Origin of the sequence: Hymenobacter sp., from assembly GCF_036388155.1 — a bacterium.
In the GTDB taxonomy this organism is placed as follows: domain Bacteria; phylum Bacteroidota; class Bacteroidia; order Cytophagales; family Hymenobacteraceae; genus Hymenobacter.
Genome location: NZ_DASVSI010000138.1, coordinates 40,942 through 57,654, shown reverse-complemented (window position 1 = coordinate 57,654; position 16,713 = coordinate 40,942). Strand labels below are relative to the sequence as shown.

Genomic DNA, 16,713 nt, shown 5'->3' with positions numbered 1-16,713 from the left:
CTCAAATCATCAGGCGCATGGGGTCTTCCAGCAAGCTCTTCAGCGTTTGCAGGAAGGCGGCGCCGGTGGCGCCGTCCACCACGCGGTGGTCGCAGCTTAGGGTCACTTTCATGATGTTCCCGATGGCCAGCGCGCCATCTTTCACAATGGCGGTTTGCTTGATGCCACCCACGGCCAGGATGCAGGCATCTGGCGGGTTGATGATGGCGGTGAATTCGTCAATGCCGAACATGCCCAGGTTGGAGATGGTGAAGGTGCTGCCCTCCCACTCGGCGGGCTGCAGCTTCTTGGTCTTGGCCTTGCCGGCCAGCTCTTTCACCTCGTTGGCGATGGTAGCCAGCCCTTTCTGGTCGGCGTTGCGGATGACGGGCACCAGCAAGCCTTCGTCCACGGCCACGGCCACGCCGATGTTGATGACCTTGTTCTGACGGATTTTGTCGCCGAGCCACGAGGAGTTTACGGCCGGGTGCGAACGCAGCGCAATAGCCGCCGACTTCAGCACCAGGTCGTTGAAGCTCAGCTTCACCGGCGACAGCTCGTTGAGCTTGACGCGGGCTTCCATGGCCTTGTCCATGTTGATTTCCATCGTGAGATAGAAATGCGGAGCCGTGAACAAGCTCTCGGACAGGCGCTTGGCAATCACCTTGCGCATCTGCGACACGGGCGTGTCGGTGTAGGTATCGGAAGCAGCAGCGGGGGCGCTGGCAGCCGGCTGCGGTGCCGGAGCCGCCACTTGCGGGGCAGCCTGGGGCGCAGCTTCTGGAGCCGGGGCCGATGTGGGAGCAGCTTGCGGGGCAGCAGCGGCCGGAGCACCCGCGGCCTGGAAGTTCTCCACGTCGCGCTGCACAATGCGGCCGTTGTCGCCGCTGCCCACTACCTGGGCCAGGTTGATGCCTTTTTCTTTGGCGATGCTCTTGGCCAGCGGGGAAGCCAGAATGCGGCCACCCGGTGCGGCTGGCGCAGCAGTGGCAGCAGGTGCCGCTGCGGGCTGAGCCGGAGCAGGCGCGGCGGCAGCAGGCGCCGCTTCAGTTGGTGCGGGCGTGGCTGCTGCAGGTGCCTCGGCTGGGGCGGGGGCAGCGCCGCCGCTCTGGCCGCCTAGCAGGGCCTGGATGTCGGCGCCTTCTTCGCCGATGATGGCCAGAATGCCATCAACCGCAACGGCTTCGCCGGCTTTGGGGCCGGTGTAGAGCAAGGTGCCGTCTTCGTAGTTTTCCAGCTCCATGGTGGCTTTGTCGGTTTCCACTTCGGCCAGCACATCGCCGGATTTCACTTTATCACCTACGTTTTTCAACCAGGCGGCAATGGTGCCTTCGGTCATGGTGTCGCTCATCTTGGGCATGCGCACCACGGTAGCCTTTTTGCCGTTGGCAGCGGCTGCGGGCTGGGCCGCGGGGGCCGGGGCGGGAGCTGCGGGGGCTTCGGCTTTGGGAGCTGGTGCGGCCGGAGCTGGTGCAGCTGCGGGCGCTGGCGCAGCAGCCGGAGCGGCTTCTGCTTTAGGGGCAGCAGCGCCGCCCTGAGCACCCGAGAGCAGGCCCGAAAAGTCCTCGCCTTCCTTGCCCACAATGGCCAGGATGCCGTCGACCACTACCGATTCTTTTTCTTTCGGCCCGATGTAGAGCAAGGTGCCGTCTTCGTAATTCTCGAGTTCCATGGTGGCCTTATCGGTCTCCACTTCGGCCAGAATGTCACCGGATTTAACTTTATCACCCACTTTTTTGAGCCAGGCCGCGATGGTCCCTTCGGTCATCGTGTCGCTCATTTTGGGCATTTTTATGATTTCGGCCATCGGGTTTGTCGCGCTTGGATTGAGGAGGCCAAAATTAGCCCGAAAAACTATGCAAACAACCCATTGTGTTTACAGAGCCGTGTTGGAGGTTCGCGGCGCTGCCGTTGGCGCAAGCGAGTAGCTGAATCCTACATCCATGTACGAAAGCGGGGAAATTCAGACCACGACTTCGAGGTGCGCAACGTCCAAGAAGTTCTTAATGGTGAACATCGAGCCGGTAAATTCCAGCTTGTACAGGCACAAGTTGCTGTGCTCAAAGCCTTCCATGCAGCTCAAGGGGTAGTTGAGCAGCTGGCACAGCAGCACGCGCATGGCCCGGCCGTGCATGCAGACCAGCACGGTCTGCTCGTCTTCTCGCGCCTTGAGAAGCTCGATGAAGGGGCGCTGGCGGGCGGCCACTTCGTCGGGGCTTTCGCCGCCTTGCAGGCTGGCGTGGGTGCGGCCGGCCGCCCAATCGGCCAGCACGTGGCAGTATTCGGCGTCTTCCTCCATGGTAATGCGGGTGCCCTCGCGCACGCCCCAGCTGATTTCGTTGAGGCCGGAGTGAGACTCGTGGGGCAGGCCCAGGTCAAGGAACTGCTGCACCGACTCCTGGGTGCGGCGCAGGGCCGAGGTATAGACTTTGTCGAAGGGCACGTGGCCGTAGGCCGCAAAAAACTGGGCGGCCTGGCGGCGGCCGGTGTCGTTCAGGCTCGAATCGACGCCGCTGCCTTGCACGATGCCGCGCACGTTGAAATCGGTCTGGCCGTGGCGCAGTAGAAAGATGGTCCGGGGGCTCACGTTGGGTAGTAGTTTTGCGTAACGTTGCTTCAACAATACATCGAAGTACGGAGTTGATTTTTAGTTGTTCGTTGCTAGTTGTCGGTTGTTAGCTCAACCACGCAGTCCGGCAACCCTCATTCTATGACTGACAACGGACAACCAACAACTGACAACTAACCGCATGACCCTGGAAGACATCAAGAGCTGGACCGCGTCGCGTCCCACCCTGGCCGATGCCCTCGGCATGGAAATCGTGGGCGTGGCCGACGACTACCTCGAAGGCCGCATGCCCGTTGACGGCCGCACCCACCAGCCCATGGGCCTGCTGCACGGCGGTGCCTCCGTGGCCCTGGCCGAAACGCTGGGCAGCATTGCCGCCAGCCTGCACGTAGACCGCACCAAGCAAGCCTGCGTGGGCCTGGAAATCAACGCCAACCACTTGAAGGGCGTGCGCGACGGCTGGGTGCGCGGCCGGGCCACGCCGGTGCACATTGGCCGCAGCACGCAGGTGTGGGAAATCCGCATCACGCACGAAGAAACCGGCGCCCTGGTGTGCATCAGCCGCATTACCATGGCCGTGATTGACTTGCCGGCGGCCGGCGCCCCCAGGACCTGATGTACGCCGACGACCTCCGGCAGATTCGCTGGCCCGCGGCCGCGGCGGGCCTCGACTCCTCGGCCCGGCTGCGGCATTTGGCGGCGGGCGCGTTGCGCACAGGCCGGCCGCTAGCCGTGTGGCGCGAGCCCGGCGCCGACCACCCGCGCCTGCTGGTGGCCCGCTCCCTGGAGGCGTCTTACACCGGCTTGCCGCCGGCGCTTGATGCAAAAGCGCCCGCCGGCTTTGCCTTTTTCCCTTTCCGCGACTCCGACCACAACCCGGCGCTGTTCTTGCCCGCCGACTTTCGGTACGACTTGGCTGAGCCTGAAACCGTGGCCGTGGCCGCCGAGGCCCGCGAAGTAATACCGGGTCTGGCGGCTTGGCTGGCGACCCCGCAGGTAGAAGAATTGGCCTGGAACTACAGCCCACAGCCCGCGCCACGCGGCGCCACCGAGGCCGAGTACACCGCGCTGGTGCGCACCGGGGTGGCGGCCATTGAGGCCGAGGAAGTGGTGAAAGTGGTGACTTCCCGGGCCGCCTGCCGCCCGCTCCCGCCGGGCTTCGACCCGCTCGCGGCGTTTGAAGACCTGAGCGAGAAGTACCCGCGGGCGTTCGTGTCGCTGGTGAGCGCCCCGGGCGTGGGCACCTGGCTGGGGGCCACCCCGGAAATCCTGGCCGAAGTCACCGCCGACGGCATGTTTCACACCATGGCCCTGGCCGCTACCCAGCCCCTCACGGCCGAAGTGACGCCCCGCACGGCCATCTGGCGGCAAAAGGAAATCGAGGAACAGGCGCTGGTGGCCCGCTACATCGTGAACTGCTTCAAGCAGTTGCGGCTGCGCGAGTACCACGAAACGGGCCCACGCACCGTCATAGCTGGCCAGTTGCTGCACCTGCGCACCGACTTTGCGGTGAACCTAAAACAGGTGCCTTTCCCCAACCTGGGCACCGACATGCTGCGCCTGCTGCACCCCACGTCGGCGGTGGGCGGCATGCCCAAAGGCGCGGCCATGCAGTTCATCCACACCCACGAGGGCTACGACCGCGCCTACTACAGCGGCTTTTTGGGCCCGGTGAACGTGTCGGCTCCCGGCGTGGCCCGCCTCTACGTAAACCTGCGCTGCCTGCAGCTGCGGCCCGACGAAGCCATTCTCTACGCCGGCACCGGCCTCACCGTGGACTCGGACCCGGAGCGGGAATGGCAGGAAACCCAACTAAAATTGCAAACCGTGGCGGCGGTGCTGAACCATGACCATTGAGCCGTCCCATTGATGACCGTCCTGCTCATCTGGCGTCCGCGTAGCCGAAGCATCTCTACCGCCTCAGTAAATCTAATTAGTGGCACACGAGATACTTCGGCAGCGCGGATGCCAGATGAGCAGGACGGTCGAATTATTTTTTTTGATTTTCCTACTCTATGCAAGCCGTTTACAACATTGCCGAAATCTGCGCCCAGCACGGCGTTACCGACGTGGTGCTGTCGCCGGGGTCGCGCTCGGCGCCGCTCACGCTGGCGTTTGCCCGTCATCCGGCATTTCAGGGCAGGCTGAAAGTAGTGCCCGATGAGCGGGCGGCGGCCTTCATTGGTCTGGGCATTGCGCAGGCTACCCGGCGGCCGGTGGTGCTGGTGTGCACGTCGGGCTCGGCGGGGCTGAACTATGCGCCGGCGGTGGCGGAGGCTTTTTTTCAGCAAATTCCGCTGGTTGTGCTCACCGCCGACCGTCCGCCGGAGTGGATTGACCAGTTGGATGGGCAAACCATTCGCCAGCAAAACCTGTACGGCCGGCACGCCAAGGGTGCGTTTGAATTTCCGGTGGACACCGCCCATCCCGATGCGAAGTGGCACGCCGAACGAATGATGAACGAGGCCATCAACCTGGCCGGCGCCTACCCGGCCGGGCCCGTGCAAGTGAACGTGCCTTTGCGCGAGCCGTTTTACCCGAAAGCGGGCGAGGCTGTCCGGTACGATAAGGACGTAAAAATCATTCAGACTCTCCCCACCTCATTACGAGCCGAAAAACATCAAGGCACTTATTACGAGCTAAAAGAAGCGCGAAGAATATTGGTGGTTTTGGGTCAGCAACCAGCCAACGCAAAGCTGACTACTGCTGTGTCGCACTTTGCCGCCGTCTTTGGCGCGCCAGTTATTGGGGATGTCATCGCCAATCTGTCAAGCCCCGTGCCGTTGCCAACCTACGGCAGTTATTATCCGGACACCTCTAGCTTATTGCCGAAACCTTCAGCGCAGTTTGTTGGCAAACATGATGTCTTCTTAGCCGGATTATCAAAATCAGAGAAAGAGGCGCTTCGCCCAGACATTCTCATCACCTGCGGCCAGTCATTGGTATCTAAAAGTTTGAAGCTGTTTCTGCGTGACGTGGCGCCGGTGCAACACTGGCATGTGCAACCCACTGGCCCAGTTGCGGACACGTTCCGCAGCTTAACTCGAATTATTCATGACACGCCAGAAGCATTTTTCACCCATTGGGCTCAAGCTGCATTACCAGCACGTGAGAACCTTCTGCCCTTGCAGAAACTGGAAGCGCAAGCGGTAACCTTTTTAGAAAATTTTTTTACCCAACCCGCGCCTGCGTTCAACGAATTTTCGGCCTTTCACTTGGCTATGGAGGCCTTGCCGGCTTACACGGCGCTGCACCTGGCCAATAGCATGGCCGTGCGCTACGCCAACATTTTGGGCCTGCCCACGGGCCGGCAACTTGAGGTTTTTGCCAACCGCGGCACCAGCGGCATCGACGGCTGCAACTCCACTGCCGTGGGCGCGGCGCTGGCCCAGCCCGGCCGGCCGGTGGTGCTGCTCACCGGCGACGTAGCGTTTTTCTACGACCGCAACGCCTTCTGGCACAACTACCCCACGCCCAACCTGCGGGTGGTGCTGTTCAACAACCACGGCGGCGGCATTTTCCGGCTCATTGATGGGCCACGGCAGCAGCCGGAGTTAGAAGAGTTTTTTGAGACGCGCCAGCTGCTGACGGCCGAGAACACGGCGCGCGATTTTCACCTCCGCTATTTTCCGGTTTCATCTTTTGACGAACTCAAAGCCGCCTTACCGGTTTTCTTTGCAGCCGAAACCGGCGCGGCCATTCTGGAGGTGTTTACCGACAGCAAGACCAACGCCGCCTTTTTTGAAGAATACCGCGCGGCTGTGAAAACAGCTTTCGCTTAAAACCTGTCATGCAGCGCGCAGCGAAGCATCTCGCTCGCAATTGTTGAACGATTGATTTACTGGTGCACGCGAGATGCTTCGCTGCGCTCTGCATGACAAACCCTATCTGTTTATGACTGAACCCATCAGCTGGACGCCCATCAAGGAGTTCAAAGAAATTCTCTTCTCCCAATTTGGCGGCATTGCCAAAATCAGCATCAACCGGCCACAGGTGCACAACGCCTTCACGCCGCTCACGGTGCAGGAGATGATTGAGGCCATGAACATTTGCCGCGACCGGACCGACATCGGCGTCATCATCCTGACCGGCGAGGGCGGCCGGGCGTTTTGCTCGGGCGGCGACCAGAGCGTGCGCGGCCACGGCGGCTACGTGGGCGACGACGCCGTGCCCCGCCTCAACGTGCTCGACTTGCAGCGCATCATCCGCTCCATTCCCAAGCCCGTGATTGCCATGGTGGCGGGCTGGGCCATTGGCGGCGGCCACGTGCTGCACGTGGTGTGCGACCTGACCGTGGCGGCCGACAATGCCCGCTTCGGCCAGACAGGGCCGAATGTGGGCTCGTTCGATGGCGGCTTTGGCGCTTCCTACCTGGCCCGCATTGTGGGCCAGAAGAAGGCCCGCGAAATCTGGTTTCTCTGCGACCAGTACGACGCCCAGGAAGCCCTCGACATGGGCCTGGTAAACAAAGTAGTGCCGCTCGACCAGTTGGAAGAAACCACCGTAGCCTGGTGCCACAAAATCCTGCAGAAGAGCCCGTTGTCGCTGCGGATGCTCAAGTCATCGTTCAACGCTGAGCTTGATGGGCAGGCCGGCATTCAGGAGTTGGCCGGCAACGCCACCCTGCTCTACTACCTCTCCGACGAAGCCAAGGAAGGCCGCAATGCCTACATGGAAAAGCGGCAGCCCGACTTTTCGAAGTTTCCGAAATTCCCGTAATTAAGGCCCAAGCATTGTCCCGAAAGGGCCCGCAGTTGCTGCGGGCCTTTTCCGTTTTGTCGCGTTTTGCAGCATTCGGGGTATGGGTTCCGGTCCGACGCCCGAGGCGTCCGACCGGTTGTTGGTAGCACAATCCCCCCAAAAGCCCTGCCGACAACCGGTCGGACGCCTCGGGCGTCGGACCGGCACAGACGCCGTCTGCGAAGCTTCTTTTAACCGACTTTTTGTACGGCACTATTGCCGCGGGTTGGCTCTAACTTGTCGCCGAAATCAAGCCAACTCTGCGCGCATGCTGACCTTTCGAAAAGGGTACTTTCTGGTCGCCCTCGGGTTGTTTGCCGTTGAAAGTATCATTGCCGTTTTCGTGCACGACCAGGTGGTGCGACCCTATATCGGCGACGTGTTGGCGGCTATTTTTCTCTACACGCTTCTGAGGAGCTTCGTGGCCTTGCCGGCCTTTGCGCTTGCCATGGTCGCGTTGGCGGGCACCTACCTGATTGAGGCCCTGCAGTTCGTGCGGTTGCTGCACTACTTGGGTTTGCAGGACGTAGCGTGGGCCCGCACGGTGCTGGGAAGCACCTTCTCGGGGTGGGACTTGCTGACCTATACGGTCGGCATTGGGCTGGTTCTGGCAGCTGAGCGGCGCCGGCCAGACTTCTACGCTCTTTCTGCCTCTACCCGTTTGCGCGCAAGAGCGTAGCCCGCACCGGAACCCTACGGGGCAATACCTGCGGAACATGCCGAGAAAGCTTGCTTAAAACCCTTCGCCAAAGGCCCGGCAGCCTTCACACCACCCAAAGAAGAACCGCAACCGCTCGGCTTTGCGCTCCTTTTTTCGGGCTTTGGCCTGGGCGCGAACGTGCGCTTCGGGGCCGGGGCTGAGGGGTGCTTCGCGGTCGGGGAGCGCGGGGGCCTGGGTCGGGAGTTGCGGGGCAGGATTCATGGCGCAGCGTGCAGGAGTGGGTACTTAATATTCGTCATTTTCCGTACAAAAAGCAAGCTCTGGCGTGGCAAGCCCGGCAGAGCGGGGCCAGAATCGGGCGTGGTTGGCGCGCTACCCGAAGCGCCTGACAGCCACGCACCCTACTTTCGCCGTTCCTTCCCTTTCACCCAAACGTTTTGAGGAGTAGACCTGGTCATGACGGACGCTGAATTTCATCGCGCCATCCGCCGTATTCGCGTGCTGCACTGGCTGCACTACCCCCTGCAAGGGCTGCTGATGGCGGGCGCCGTGCTAGCCGCAGGCCGCCGCGTGGCCGTGGGCGGCACCCTCGAACCCAGCCTGGCCACCTGGCCCTTGCTGCTCCTGCTTCTGGCCCTGGTGCCAGTGGCGAGCCTGCTCCTTTTTGCTCTGTTCCGGCGCATGCGGCCCAGCTTGCGCCGCCCCGCCGAGGAAAACCTGCGCATTTACACAGGCCGCATTTTTCTTCGCAACAGCCTGCTTAGTTTGCTGAGCCTGCCGCTGCTGGCGTCGTACGTCGTCACGCACAAGCCCTTCGATTTAGTGGCCGGGGCCGGGGTGCTGCTGGCGTTGTGCTGGCGGCTGGCGCCTTCGCCCAAAACGTACCAGCACTGGCTCCTGAGCTAGCGCCGCGCCGGCCTGGCACGAGGCCTGATTTCTTCGGCAATTCGCGACGTTTGCGGGCCAGTGTTCACTACTCTTAAAATGAAAAAACACCTACTGTTCGTGCTGCCGTTGTTGTGTCTGCCCGGTGCGCTGCATGCCCAACAGGCGCCCATGCACAAGGGCATCGTGGCCGCGCTGGATGCCATAAAAACCTTCGATAAGCAGGCGTGGCACAAGGACAGCGCCAGCAACAAGCCGCTGCGCTCCGCCACCGAGAGTGACTACTTGGCCAAGCACGTCGTCTACAAGAAGATTGCGGCCGACCTCGCGAAAATCAACCCGAAGAGCCTGAGCTTCGACGATGAAATCAACCTGGCGCTGTTGCAGCACGAGGTGCGGGGCGAAGTGGCGGAATATCAGTTCAAAGAATACCTGAACCCCATCTTATCCGATGCCGGTTTTCACACCTCGCTGGCCGGCCGGGCCAACACGGTCATTTCATCGGCCAAAGACGCCGAGCAGTACCTAAAAGTGCTGCGCGACGTGCCCCGGTACGTCGACGAGCACCTGCAGCTCATGCGCAAGGGGCTGGCCCTGGGCATCAGCCAGCCCAAGGCCATTCTGACCGGCTACGAAAACACCTACACCCAGCACATCGTGGGCCAGCCCGAGCAGTCGGTGTTCTGGAAACCGCTGGCAGTGAAGCCGGCTGCGATTTCGACGGCCGACTGGGCGGCTTTTCAGGCCACGGCGGCCAGCATCATCCAGCAGGACGTAGTGGGCAGCTACCGCAAAATCAACACGTTTTTCGACCAGGAATACTTGCCCAAGGCGCGCGTCACGTTGGGCGCCGCGGCCTTTCCCGATGGCAAAGCCTACTACGAGGACCGGGTGCGGCACTACACCACCACGGCCCTCGCCTCGGAAGAAGTCTACCAGATTGGCTTGAAGGAAGTGGCCCGGATACGGGCGGAGATGGACAAAGTGATTCAGCAAGTGCAGTTCAAGGGCGACTTCAAGGCTTTTGTGACGGAGCTGCGCAACGACAAGAAGTTTCAGCCCACCTCGGCCGAGCAGTTGTTGAAAGAGGCCGCCTACATTGCCAAAAAGTCGGAGGGCAAGCTGCCGGCGCTGTTTGGCAAGCTGCCGCGCCAGCCGTTTACGGTGGCGCCGGTGCCGGCCTACCTGGCGCCCACCTACACGTCGGGCCGCTATTCGCAGGCGCCCATTGCCAGCAAGCGGGCCGGCGAGTATTGGGTGAACACCTACAACCTACCCAACCGCACCCTGTACACCCTGGAGTCGTTGACGCTGCACGAGGCCGTGCCGGGGCACCATCTGCAAATTGCCCTCACGCAGGAACTGACCACCCTGCCGCCGTTTCGCCGCAGCCTGTACATCAACGCCTTTGGCGAGGGCTGGGGCTTGTATTGCGAGTACCTGGGGCACGAAATGGGCTTCTACCAAGACCCGTACAGCTTGTTTGGGCGGCTGACTTATGACATGTGGCGGGCCTGCCGCTTGGTGATTGACGTGGGCATTCACGCCAAAGGGTGGACGCGGCAGCAAGCCGTGGACTACCTGGCCGCCAACACGGCTTTGTCGCTGCACGAGGTCAACACCGAAATCAACCGGTACATCTCGTGGCCGGGGCAGGCGCTCTCTTACAAAATGGGCGAGCTGAAAATCAAGGAGATGCGCAAAAAGGCCGAGGATGCCTTGCAAGCCGACTTCGACGTGCGCGCCTTCCACGACATGGTGCTCTCGAACGGCACGGTCACGCTGGCCATCCTCGAAAAAATGACCGACCGGTTTATTGCCGAGCAGCAGGAGTTAGCCAAAAAGAAGAAAACCTAGCCTGCGGCGTACAACCCGGGGGGCGGCGCGGCGGTATCAGTGGCGGCCGGGCCCTTGCCCGTAGTTTTGCCCCCATGCCCACTGCTCTGCCCACCTCCCTCCTGCTCAACGGCCGCGAATTCACCTACGCAGCCATTCGTGAATACCCGGCGCAGCTGGACGCGCCCGTCAACGGCTACGAGGCCAAGGTGCTGGACTTTGTGCGGCAGTGGCTCAACGGCACCCAGGAGTTTGGCCTCACCACCTCGGGCTCGACGGGCACGCCGCAGCCCATTACCCTGCGGCGGCGGCAGCTGGAAGCCTCGGCCCGCCGCACGGCCGACTTTTTCGACCTCGGCCCCGGCGACCGCGCGCTGGTCTGCCTCAACTGCGAATACATTGGCGGCATGATGATGCTGGTGCGCGGCCTCGAGCGCAACATGCACCTCACTGTGGTGGAGCCCCAGGGCAACCCTCTGGACCTGGTGCCGGCCGACGCCGAGTTCGATTTTGCGGCCTTCGTGCCCTTGCAGCTCCGGGCCCTGTTAGCCGCCGGCCAAGTCCCGCGCCTCAACGCCATGAAGGCCATTTTGGTGGGCGGCGCCACCGTCGATGCCACCTTGGGCACTGCCATCCAGGGGCTGCGGGCGCCGGTGTACCACACCTACGGCATGACCGAAACCTGCTCGCACGTGGCCCTGCGCCGCCTCAACGGCCCGCAGACCAACACGGCCTACCGAGTGCTCAGCGGCATTGCCGCCGGGCAGGACGAGCGCGGCTGCCTCACGTTGCGCGGCGACGTGACCGACGACCAGCTCATCATCACCAACGACCAGGTGAACCTGCTCGACGCCCACACCTTCGAGTGGCTGGGCCGGGCCGACTTCGTGATTAACTCGGGCGGCGTGAAGGTGCCGGCCGAAAAAGTAGAGCTGGTGCTCGACGTGGCACTGGCCGAAATTGGCGAGTCGCGCCGCTGCTTCGTGGCCGGCCAGCCCAACGAGCGGCTGGGCCAGGCCGTAACCGCTTTCATCGAAGGCAGCCCGCTTTCTGAGGAGGTTGAGAAGCAGCTGCAAGCCTTGCTGGCCGAGCGCCTGAGCCGCTACGAGCAGCCCAAGCAGCTGGTGTACGTGCCCGAATTCGCCGCCACGGCAAACGGCAAGCTGGACCGCGCCACCACACTCCGCGGACTGCAGGAAACCCACCGGTAAGCCAGTCGTGTGGGCATTTCGCCAGCTAAAGTGCTGCTTAGGCGCGAAGCGCTGCTTCGGCTAGCCTTCTTTGCGCAGGCCGTCTTGGGTAAACAGGGGCTCTTTTTGGCGCAACACTTTGATGAAATCGCCGAGGAAAAGCTTGGCGCGCACGTAGAACACCGGCCCGTTGAGTTCGCGCTGAATGGGCGCGGCCACCAGCACGGGCTGCCGCCACCCCGCCCCAGCCCCAAAGCCCGCCCAGCGGAACACACGCACGTGGGCGGCCACCGTGGGCTCGACCACGCCCATAAATTCGCGCGGCGTTTTGAAGGAGCCCGCGCCCGGCGTCCGGTAGAGCACGTAGACGGAACCCAAGGCCAGTTGCAAGTTGCTGCTGAGTTCCCAGCGGGGCGTTTCCAGCAGGACGTATTCGCCGTAGCCCGCTAGGTAGCGGAAGCGCAACTCGGCCACGGCGCTGGGAGCGGCGTTTTCGGGCCGAGCCTGCCGGGTGGGCACCCCGCTGCTGAGGAAATAAATAGCTGCACCGGTCCGAAAACGGTTTTTAAACTCCACCCCCAGCTTGAGCCCGTTGATGGTGGTGAACTTGTAGTTGAGGATGGAGTAGCGCGAGTCGTACTGTACCACCACGCGGCGGTGCTCGATGCGCGGCACGGCCCGGCGCCCCACCACCGTGTCGGACGGAATGGGCGCGCGCAGGGGGGCTGCCGGACTGGCTTGCGCCAGCAACAGCCCCCCCAGTAACGGGACGATGGGAGACATACTACACGGGATACGTACAAACAGCCGGCCGGTGTTGCCCGCCTTGCACACAACCGTTGGCGAGGCGCGGTGTTAGCGGGCCAGGGCGGCGGTTAGGGCAGCCCCCACGGCGTCGGGGTCGCTGGGCCGCGGGGCATTGCTGGTCACGATGCGGCCATCGCGCCCAATGAGCCAGTACGTTGGGTATTTGTTGACCTGGTAGTCGCTGGTAATTCCGGTCAGGCCCCTGGTGCTTTCGGAGTTTGGAACGCGCAGGTGCGCGCTGCCCACACCGGTGAGTTTTTCGGCGGCCAGTACCTGCTGCCACTTGTCTTCCTTATCGCCTACGGCTATGTAGACGAACACCACATCCTGGCCCTCGAACCTTTTCCGCAACGCCAGGCTGGCAGGCATTTCCTTCATGCAGGGCCCGCACCACGTGCCCCAGAAATCGAGGTACACCACTTTGCCTTTGAAGTCGCTTAAGGACACCTGTTTGCCTTCGTTATTTACTAAAGTGAAGGCAGGCGCGGGCAGCCCCGGCCGGATGAGCAAGCGCTTGCTCAGCATCTGGCGCAGGTCGCGGGCGAAGGTGGAGTCGCGGTTTTGGGTGCGGAAGGTGGGGTATGCGGCCAGTACGCCCTCGAGGTTATCGTCGAGCTTCCAGCTGAACAGCTGGTACATGGCCCGGTCGCGGGTGGCGGTGGTGCCAAAGTCGGCGGTGGCTTGGGCGTAGATGCGAGGGGCTTCGGCGGGGTCGGTGCTCAGGGTGCCGGCTGGCAACAGGCGCCCGGAGTACACCGTGAGGAAATGCAGCAGGGCGGAGTTGGCCTCAATGCCGCGGTCAACCTTCAGGTACTGGTCCAGCTTTTTGAGCGGCAGCTGGGCCATGAAGTCGTAGTAAGCAGCCGGCAGCACGGGAGGCTGCTTGTTGGCATAGCGGTAGTAAGCCGGGTAGTCGAGCAAGGAGGTGGCCCACTGCAAATCCAGGGTGAGAATGGCATTGCGCTGGAAGTCGGCCGGTAGCGGGTGCGCCTTGGCGTAGGTGGCGAGGAACCCCTTGCGCTCGGCGCGGTAGGCGTCGGCCATCTGGCGGATTTGGGCGGGCGTGGTGGTGGGCTCCACCTTGGGGCGCGGCACGCCGCTGGGCGGGCCGTACTCAAATTTCCACAGCGACTGGGCCAGGTAGTTGTTCACGTCGGCGCCGCGGCCGGTGTAGCGCAGGGTTTCGTCGAAGCGCGGGAAGTCGAGCGTGAGGTGGAGTTGGTCGCCGGGGCTCAGGTACACCCTGGTGCGCTGCCGGGCATAGGAGAGCTCGGCCGGGGTGCCCGCCTTCAGGTCCGGCACCACTAGCTTGAAATCGCCACTGGGGCTGAGCGGGGCTTTGGCCTGCTTTCTTCCGTAGGACACCCGCACGCTGTCGCCGGCCGGGGCGTGGTCGAGGTGGCCGCTGAGCACGGCCGGGGCTGGAGGCGCGGCGACTGGCGCGGCCGAACCGGCCAGCAAACGGAGCGAAGCACTCAGAACGAGCGCGGGGAGCAACAAGGCCATAAGCGGGTAGAATGAAGTAAATGGCGTGGGAAAGGGAGGAAACCAGAGCCCCGCAAAGGGTCCGCTTCGCCTCAAAGCCTTGCGGTTTCGTCCCGGCCAACCGACGCTTCACCGCGATTGGGCTGGCGAACCCGGGCCGCTGAAACGTAAATTCGAATCAAATATTGCTATTCATCAACGGCCTATGCTCACCCCTGACGCTCTGTTTTCGCTGGCCAACCCCCTTGCCATGGTGGGCTGGGGCCTGCTCATATTGGCTCCGCGGTGGCGCGTTACCCGCGCCGTGGTACTAAGCGGCGCCTTGCCCCTGCTGCTGGCCGCTACCTACGTGGTACTCATCGGCTACCAGACCCTGGTGCATCCTGCGCCGGGGGCGGGCTTCGGGTCGTTGGGCGAAGTAGCGGCACTGTTTAAACAGCCGTGGGCGCTGCTGGCTGGCTGGGTGCACTACCTGTGTTTCGACTTGGTGGTGGGTGCCTGGGAAACCCGCGATGCCCAACGGCGCGGCGTGCCGCACTGGGCGCTGGTGCCCTGCCTGCTGGCCACGTTCATGCTGGGCCCGCTGGGGCTGCTGCTGTACAGCGGCGTGCGGCGCTGGGTTGCCCGGCCCGCGGCTGCCCTTGCCTGATTGTTCACCCTCAAGCTTTACTGCCATGAAAACTGCCTTCCTTTCGGGTTCATTTTCGGTTGATGCGTCGGCGCCGTCGGCGCTGCGCACGGCCCTGACGGTGCTGCACCGCGCCAACCCCGTCCTGTCCTGGACCGGCTGGCTGAACGTGGGCCTGGCGGTGCTGGCCCTGGCGCTGCTGCCCCTCGACCAGCGCCTGGTGACCGGCGCGCTGGTTTGGGTGAAGCCGCTGAAGTTCGCCCTTTCCGTTATTGCCTTCACCTGGACGCTGGCCTGGCTGCTGGCTGACTTGCCGCCCGCCGCCCAGCGCAGCGTGCGCCGCCTGAGCTGGGGCGTGGCCCTGAGCATGGTGGTGGAGCAGGTCGCCATTTTTCTGCAAGCCGCGCGCGGCACTACCTCGCACTACAACGTTCGCTCGGCGTTCGATGGTGCGTTGTTTGGCCTCATGGGCGTCTTCATTTTGGTGAATACGCTCATGACCGTGTGGGCCCTGTACCTGGTGTGGCGGCACCGGCCGCACGGGCCCGCGGGCTACGTGTGGGGCGTGCGCCTGGGGGTGCTGCTGTTCCTGGTAGGCAGCGTGCTGGGCGGCCTCATGATTCGCCTCAACCAGCACACGGTGGGCGCCCCCGACGGTGGCCCCGGCCTGCCCGGCCTGGGCTGGAGCACCCGCGCCGGCGACCTGCGCACCGCCCATTTCCTGGGCATGCACGCCTTGCAGGTGGTGCCGCTGCTGGGCTGGGTGCTGGCCCAGTGGGTGCCCCGGCGGGCGGTGCTGCTCACGTGGGTGGGCGCGGCCATCTACGCCCTGGCCGTGGGCGGGCTGTTTGCGCTGGCCATGGCGGGCCGGCCGGTGTGGGCGCAATAGGCCTGCGCATCTTTGCGGCATGAACGACCGTCGGTTTCGCCTCTGGGGCATGCCCCTGCTGGCCTTCATCATCGCCCTGCTCGGCGGGCACTACGAAGGAGAAAACGTGCCGGTCCGCTTCCTCGTCACCTGGCTTTTCTCGCTGTATTTCACCGCGGGGTTTTGGCTGGGCAACCGGGCGCTGTGGGCCTGGCTGCTGCGCCGCCTGCCCCGCGTGGAGCAAACCAGCCGCCGCCTGTGGACGCTGGCCGCGGCCTCGGTGGTGTTCACGGGCGTGGGCACGGCGCTCTTCACCTTGCCGCTGCACCTGCTTAAGCCAGAGTGGTTTTCGATGGCACCCCGCGACTTATTCCGGCAATTCGGGTTCAACTTGCTGCCCACTTTGCTGGTGCAAACGCTCTACGAAACCATGTATTTCTTCCAGCAGTGGGAGCAGAACCTGCGGCGCGTCGACCAACTGGCCCGGGCCAGCACCCAGGCCCAGCTCGATTCCCTGCAAAGCCAGCTCGACCCCCACTTCCTCTTCAACAACCTCAACACCCTGGCGGCCCTCATCGAGCCCGACAACCAGCCCGCCCAGCAGTTTGTGGAACAGCTGGCCGACGTGTACCGCTACGTGCTGCTGGCCCAGGGCCAGCCCACCGTCCCGCTGGCGGACGAGCTGGCGTTTGTCGACACCTACCTGGCGCTGCACAAAGCCCGCTTTCGGGAAAACCTGGTGGTGGAAATGGCCGTGGAGCCCCCAGCCCTGGCCCGGCGCGTGGCCCCGCTCAGCGTGCAGCTGCTGGTGGAGAATGCGCTGAAGCACAACGAAGCATCCCGGCAACACCCCTTGCACTTGCGCATTGCGGCCAACGCGAACGACGGGTTTCTGACCGTGGAAAATACCCGGCGTACCCGCACGGTGGGCCTGGCGCCGGGCACCGGCAAGGGCCTGGCCAACGTGCGCCGCCGCTACGAGCTGCTGGCCACCGAGCACGCCGTGGAAATACAGGAAGCCACCGACCGATTTGTGGTGAAGCTGCCCCTGATGTAGTCCTCAAT

Annotated in this window: 16 protein-coding genes; 11 read left to right on the top strand and 5 right to left on the bottom strand. The window is 63.4% G+C overall.

What is annotated here, in order from left to right:
* Position 1: 1 nt before the first annotated feature.
* Complete coding sequence (locus VF629_RS19345; RefSeq protein WP_331060150.1) at positions 2 to 1,786, bottom strand: pyruvate dehydrogenase complex dihydrolipoamide acetyltransferase; 1,785 nt, start codon at positions 1,784 to 1,786, stop codon at positions 2 to 4.
* A 156-nt stretch (positions 1,787 to 1,942) separates the two neighbouring features.
* Positions 1,943 to 2,566 (bottom strand): histidine phosphatase family protein, encoded by a 624-nt coding sequence (locus VF629_RS19340; RefSeq protein ID WP_331060149.1) that lies wholly within the window; start codon positions 2,564 to 2,566, stop codon positions 1,943 to 1,945.
* Positions 2,567 to 2,729: 163 nt separating this feature from the next.
* Between VF629_RS19340 and VF629_RS19335 the strand changes: the two genes are divergently transcribed.
* From VF629_RS19335 to VF629_RS19315, 5 genes are all read left to right on the top strand, one after another.
* On the top strand, positions 2,730 to 3,164 hold the full coding sequence (locus VF629_RS19335; protein WP_331060148.1) for a hotdog fold thioesterase: 435 nt from the start codon (positions 2,730 to 2,732) through the stop codon (positions 3,162 to 3,164).
* Positions 3,164 to 4,405 (top strand): chorismate-binding protein, encoded by a 1,242-nt coding sequence (locus VF629_RS19330; RefSeq protein ID WP_331060147.1) that lies wholly within the window; start codon positions 3,164 to 3,166, stop codon positions 4,403 to 4,405. Before VF629_RS19335 ends, VF629_RS19330 begins: the two co-directional genes overlap by 1 nt.
* 158 nt (positions 4,406 to 4,563) lie before the next feature.
* Positions 4,564 to 6,330: a 2-succinyl-5-enolpyruvyl-6-hydroxy-3-cyclohexene-1-carboxylic-acid synthase gene (gene menD / locus VF629_RS19325; RefSeq protein ID WP_331060146.1), complete on the top strand. Its 1,767-nt coding sequence runs from the start codon at positions 4,564 to 4,566 to the stop codon at positions 6,328 to 6,330.
* A gap of 112 nt (positions 6,331 to 6,442) precedes the next feature.
* Positions 6,443 to 7,267 (top strand): 1,4-dihydroxy-2-naphthoyl-CoA synthase, encoded by an 825-nt coding sequence (menB, locus tag VF629_RS19320; protein WP_331060145.1) that lies wholly within the window; start codon positions 6,443 to 6,445, stop codon positions 7,265 to 7,267.
* A gap of 289 nt (positions 7,268 to 7,556) precedes the next feature.
* Positions 7,557 to 7,967: a DUF2809 domain-containing protein gene (locus VF629_RS19315; RefSeq protein WP_331060144.1), complete on the top strand. Its 411-nt coding sequence runs from the start codon at positions 7,557 to 7,559 to the stop codon at positions 7,965 to 7,967.
* Between the two features lie 54 nt (positions 7,968 to 8,021).
* On the opposite strand, the gene VF629_RS19310 is transcribed toward VF629_RS19315, so the two are convergent.
* On the bottom strand, positions 8,022 to 8,210 hold the full coding sequence (locus VF629_RS19310) for a hypothetical protein (RefSeq protein WP_331060143.1): 189 nt from the start codon (positions 8,208 to 8,210) through the stop codon (positions 8,022 to 8,024).
* A 195-nt stretch (positions 8,211 to 8,405) separates the two neighbouring features.
* Here VF629_RS19310 and VF629_RS19305 point away from each other — a divergent pair, with 195 nt between their 5' ends.
* The 3 genes from VF629_RS19305 (at position 8,406) to VF629_RS19295 (ending at position 11,881) form a co-directional block, all read left to right on the top strand.
* On the top strand, positions 8,406 to 8,855 hold the full coding sequence (locus VF629_RS19305) for a hypothetical protein (RefSeq protein ID WP_331060142.1): 450 nt from the start codon (positions 8,406 to 8,408) through the stop codon (positions 8,853 to 8,855).
* A 78-nt stretch (positions 8,856 to 8,933) separates the two neighbouring features.
* Positions 8,934 to 10,691, top strand: a complete 1,758-nt coding sequence (locus tag VF629_RS19300) for a DUF885 domain-containing protein (RefSeq protein ID WP_331060141.1) — start codon at positions 8,934 to 8,936, stop codon at positions 10,689 to 10,691.
* Between the two features lie 74 nt (positions 10,692 to 10,765).
* Positions 10,766 to 11,881, top strand: a complete 1,116-nt coding sequence (locus tag VF629_RS19295) for an AMP-binding protein (protein ID WP_331060140.1) — start codon at positions 10,766 to 10,768, stop codon at positions 11,879 to 11,881.
* 60 nt (positions 11,882 to 11,941) lie between these two features.
* On the opposite strand, the gene VF629_RS19290 is transcribed toward VF629_RS19295, so the two are convergent.
* A complete protein-coding gene (locus tag VF629_RS19290) occupies positions 11,942 to 12,643 on the bottom strand; it encodes a hypothetical protein (RefSeq protein WP_331060139.1) in 702 nt (233 codons plus the stop codon).
* Between the two features lie 72 nt (positions 12,644 to 12,715).
* Positions 12,716 to 14,173 (bottom strand): TlpA disulfide reductase family protein, encoded by a 1,458-nt coding sequence (locus tag VF629_RS19285; protein ID WP_331060138.1) that lies wholly within the window; start codon positions 14,171 to 14,173, stop codon positions 12,716 to 12,718.
* A gap of 184 nt (positions 14,174 to 14,357) precedes the next feature.
* Between VF629_RS19285 and VF629_RS19280 the strand changes: the two genes are divergently transcribed.
* The 3 genes from VF629_RS19280 to VF629_RS19270 are packed head-to-tail and all read left to right on the top strand — an operon-like array spanning position 14,358 to position 16,705.
* Positions 14,358 to 14,801 carry an ABA4-like family protein gene (locus VF629_RS19280; RefSeq protein WP_331060137.1) on the top strand — a complete coding sequence of 148 codons (444 nt, stop codon included), beginning with the start codon at positions 14,358 to 14,360 and terminating at the stop codon, positions 14,799 to 14,801.
* Positions 14,802 to 14,826: 25 nt separating this feature from the next.
* Positions 14,827 to 15,669, top strand: a complete 843-nt coding sequence (locus VF629_RS19275) for a hypothetical protein (protein WP_331060136.1) — start codon at positions 14,827 to 14,829, stop codon at positions 15,667 to 15,669.
* Positions 15,670 to 15,688: 19 nt separating this feature from the next.
* The gene (locus VF629_RS19270) at positions 15,689 to 16,705 is read left to right on the top strand and encodes a sensor histidine kinase (protein ID WP_331060135.1); all 1,017 of its coding nucleotides are present in this window, start codon (positions 15,689 to 15,691) and stop codon (positions 16,703 to 16,705) included.
* Positions 16,706 to 16,713: the final 8 nt, after the last annotated feature.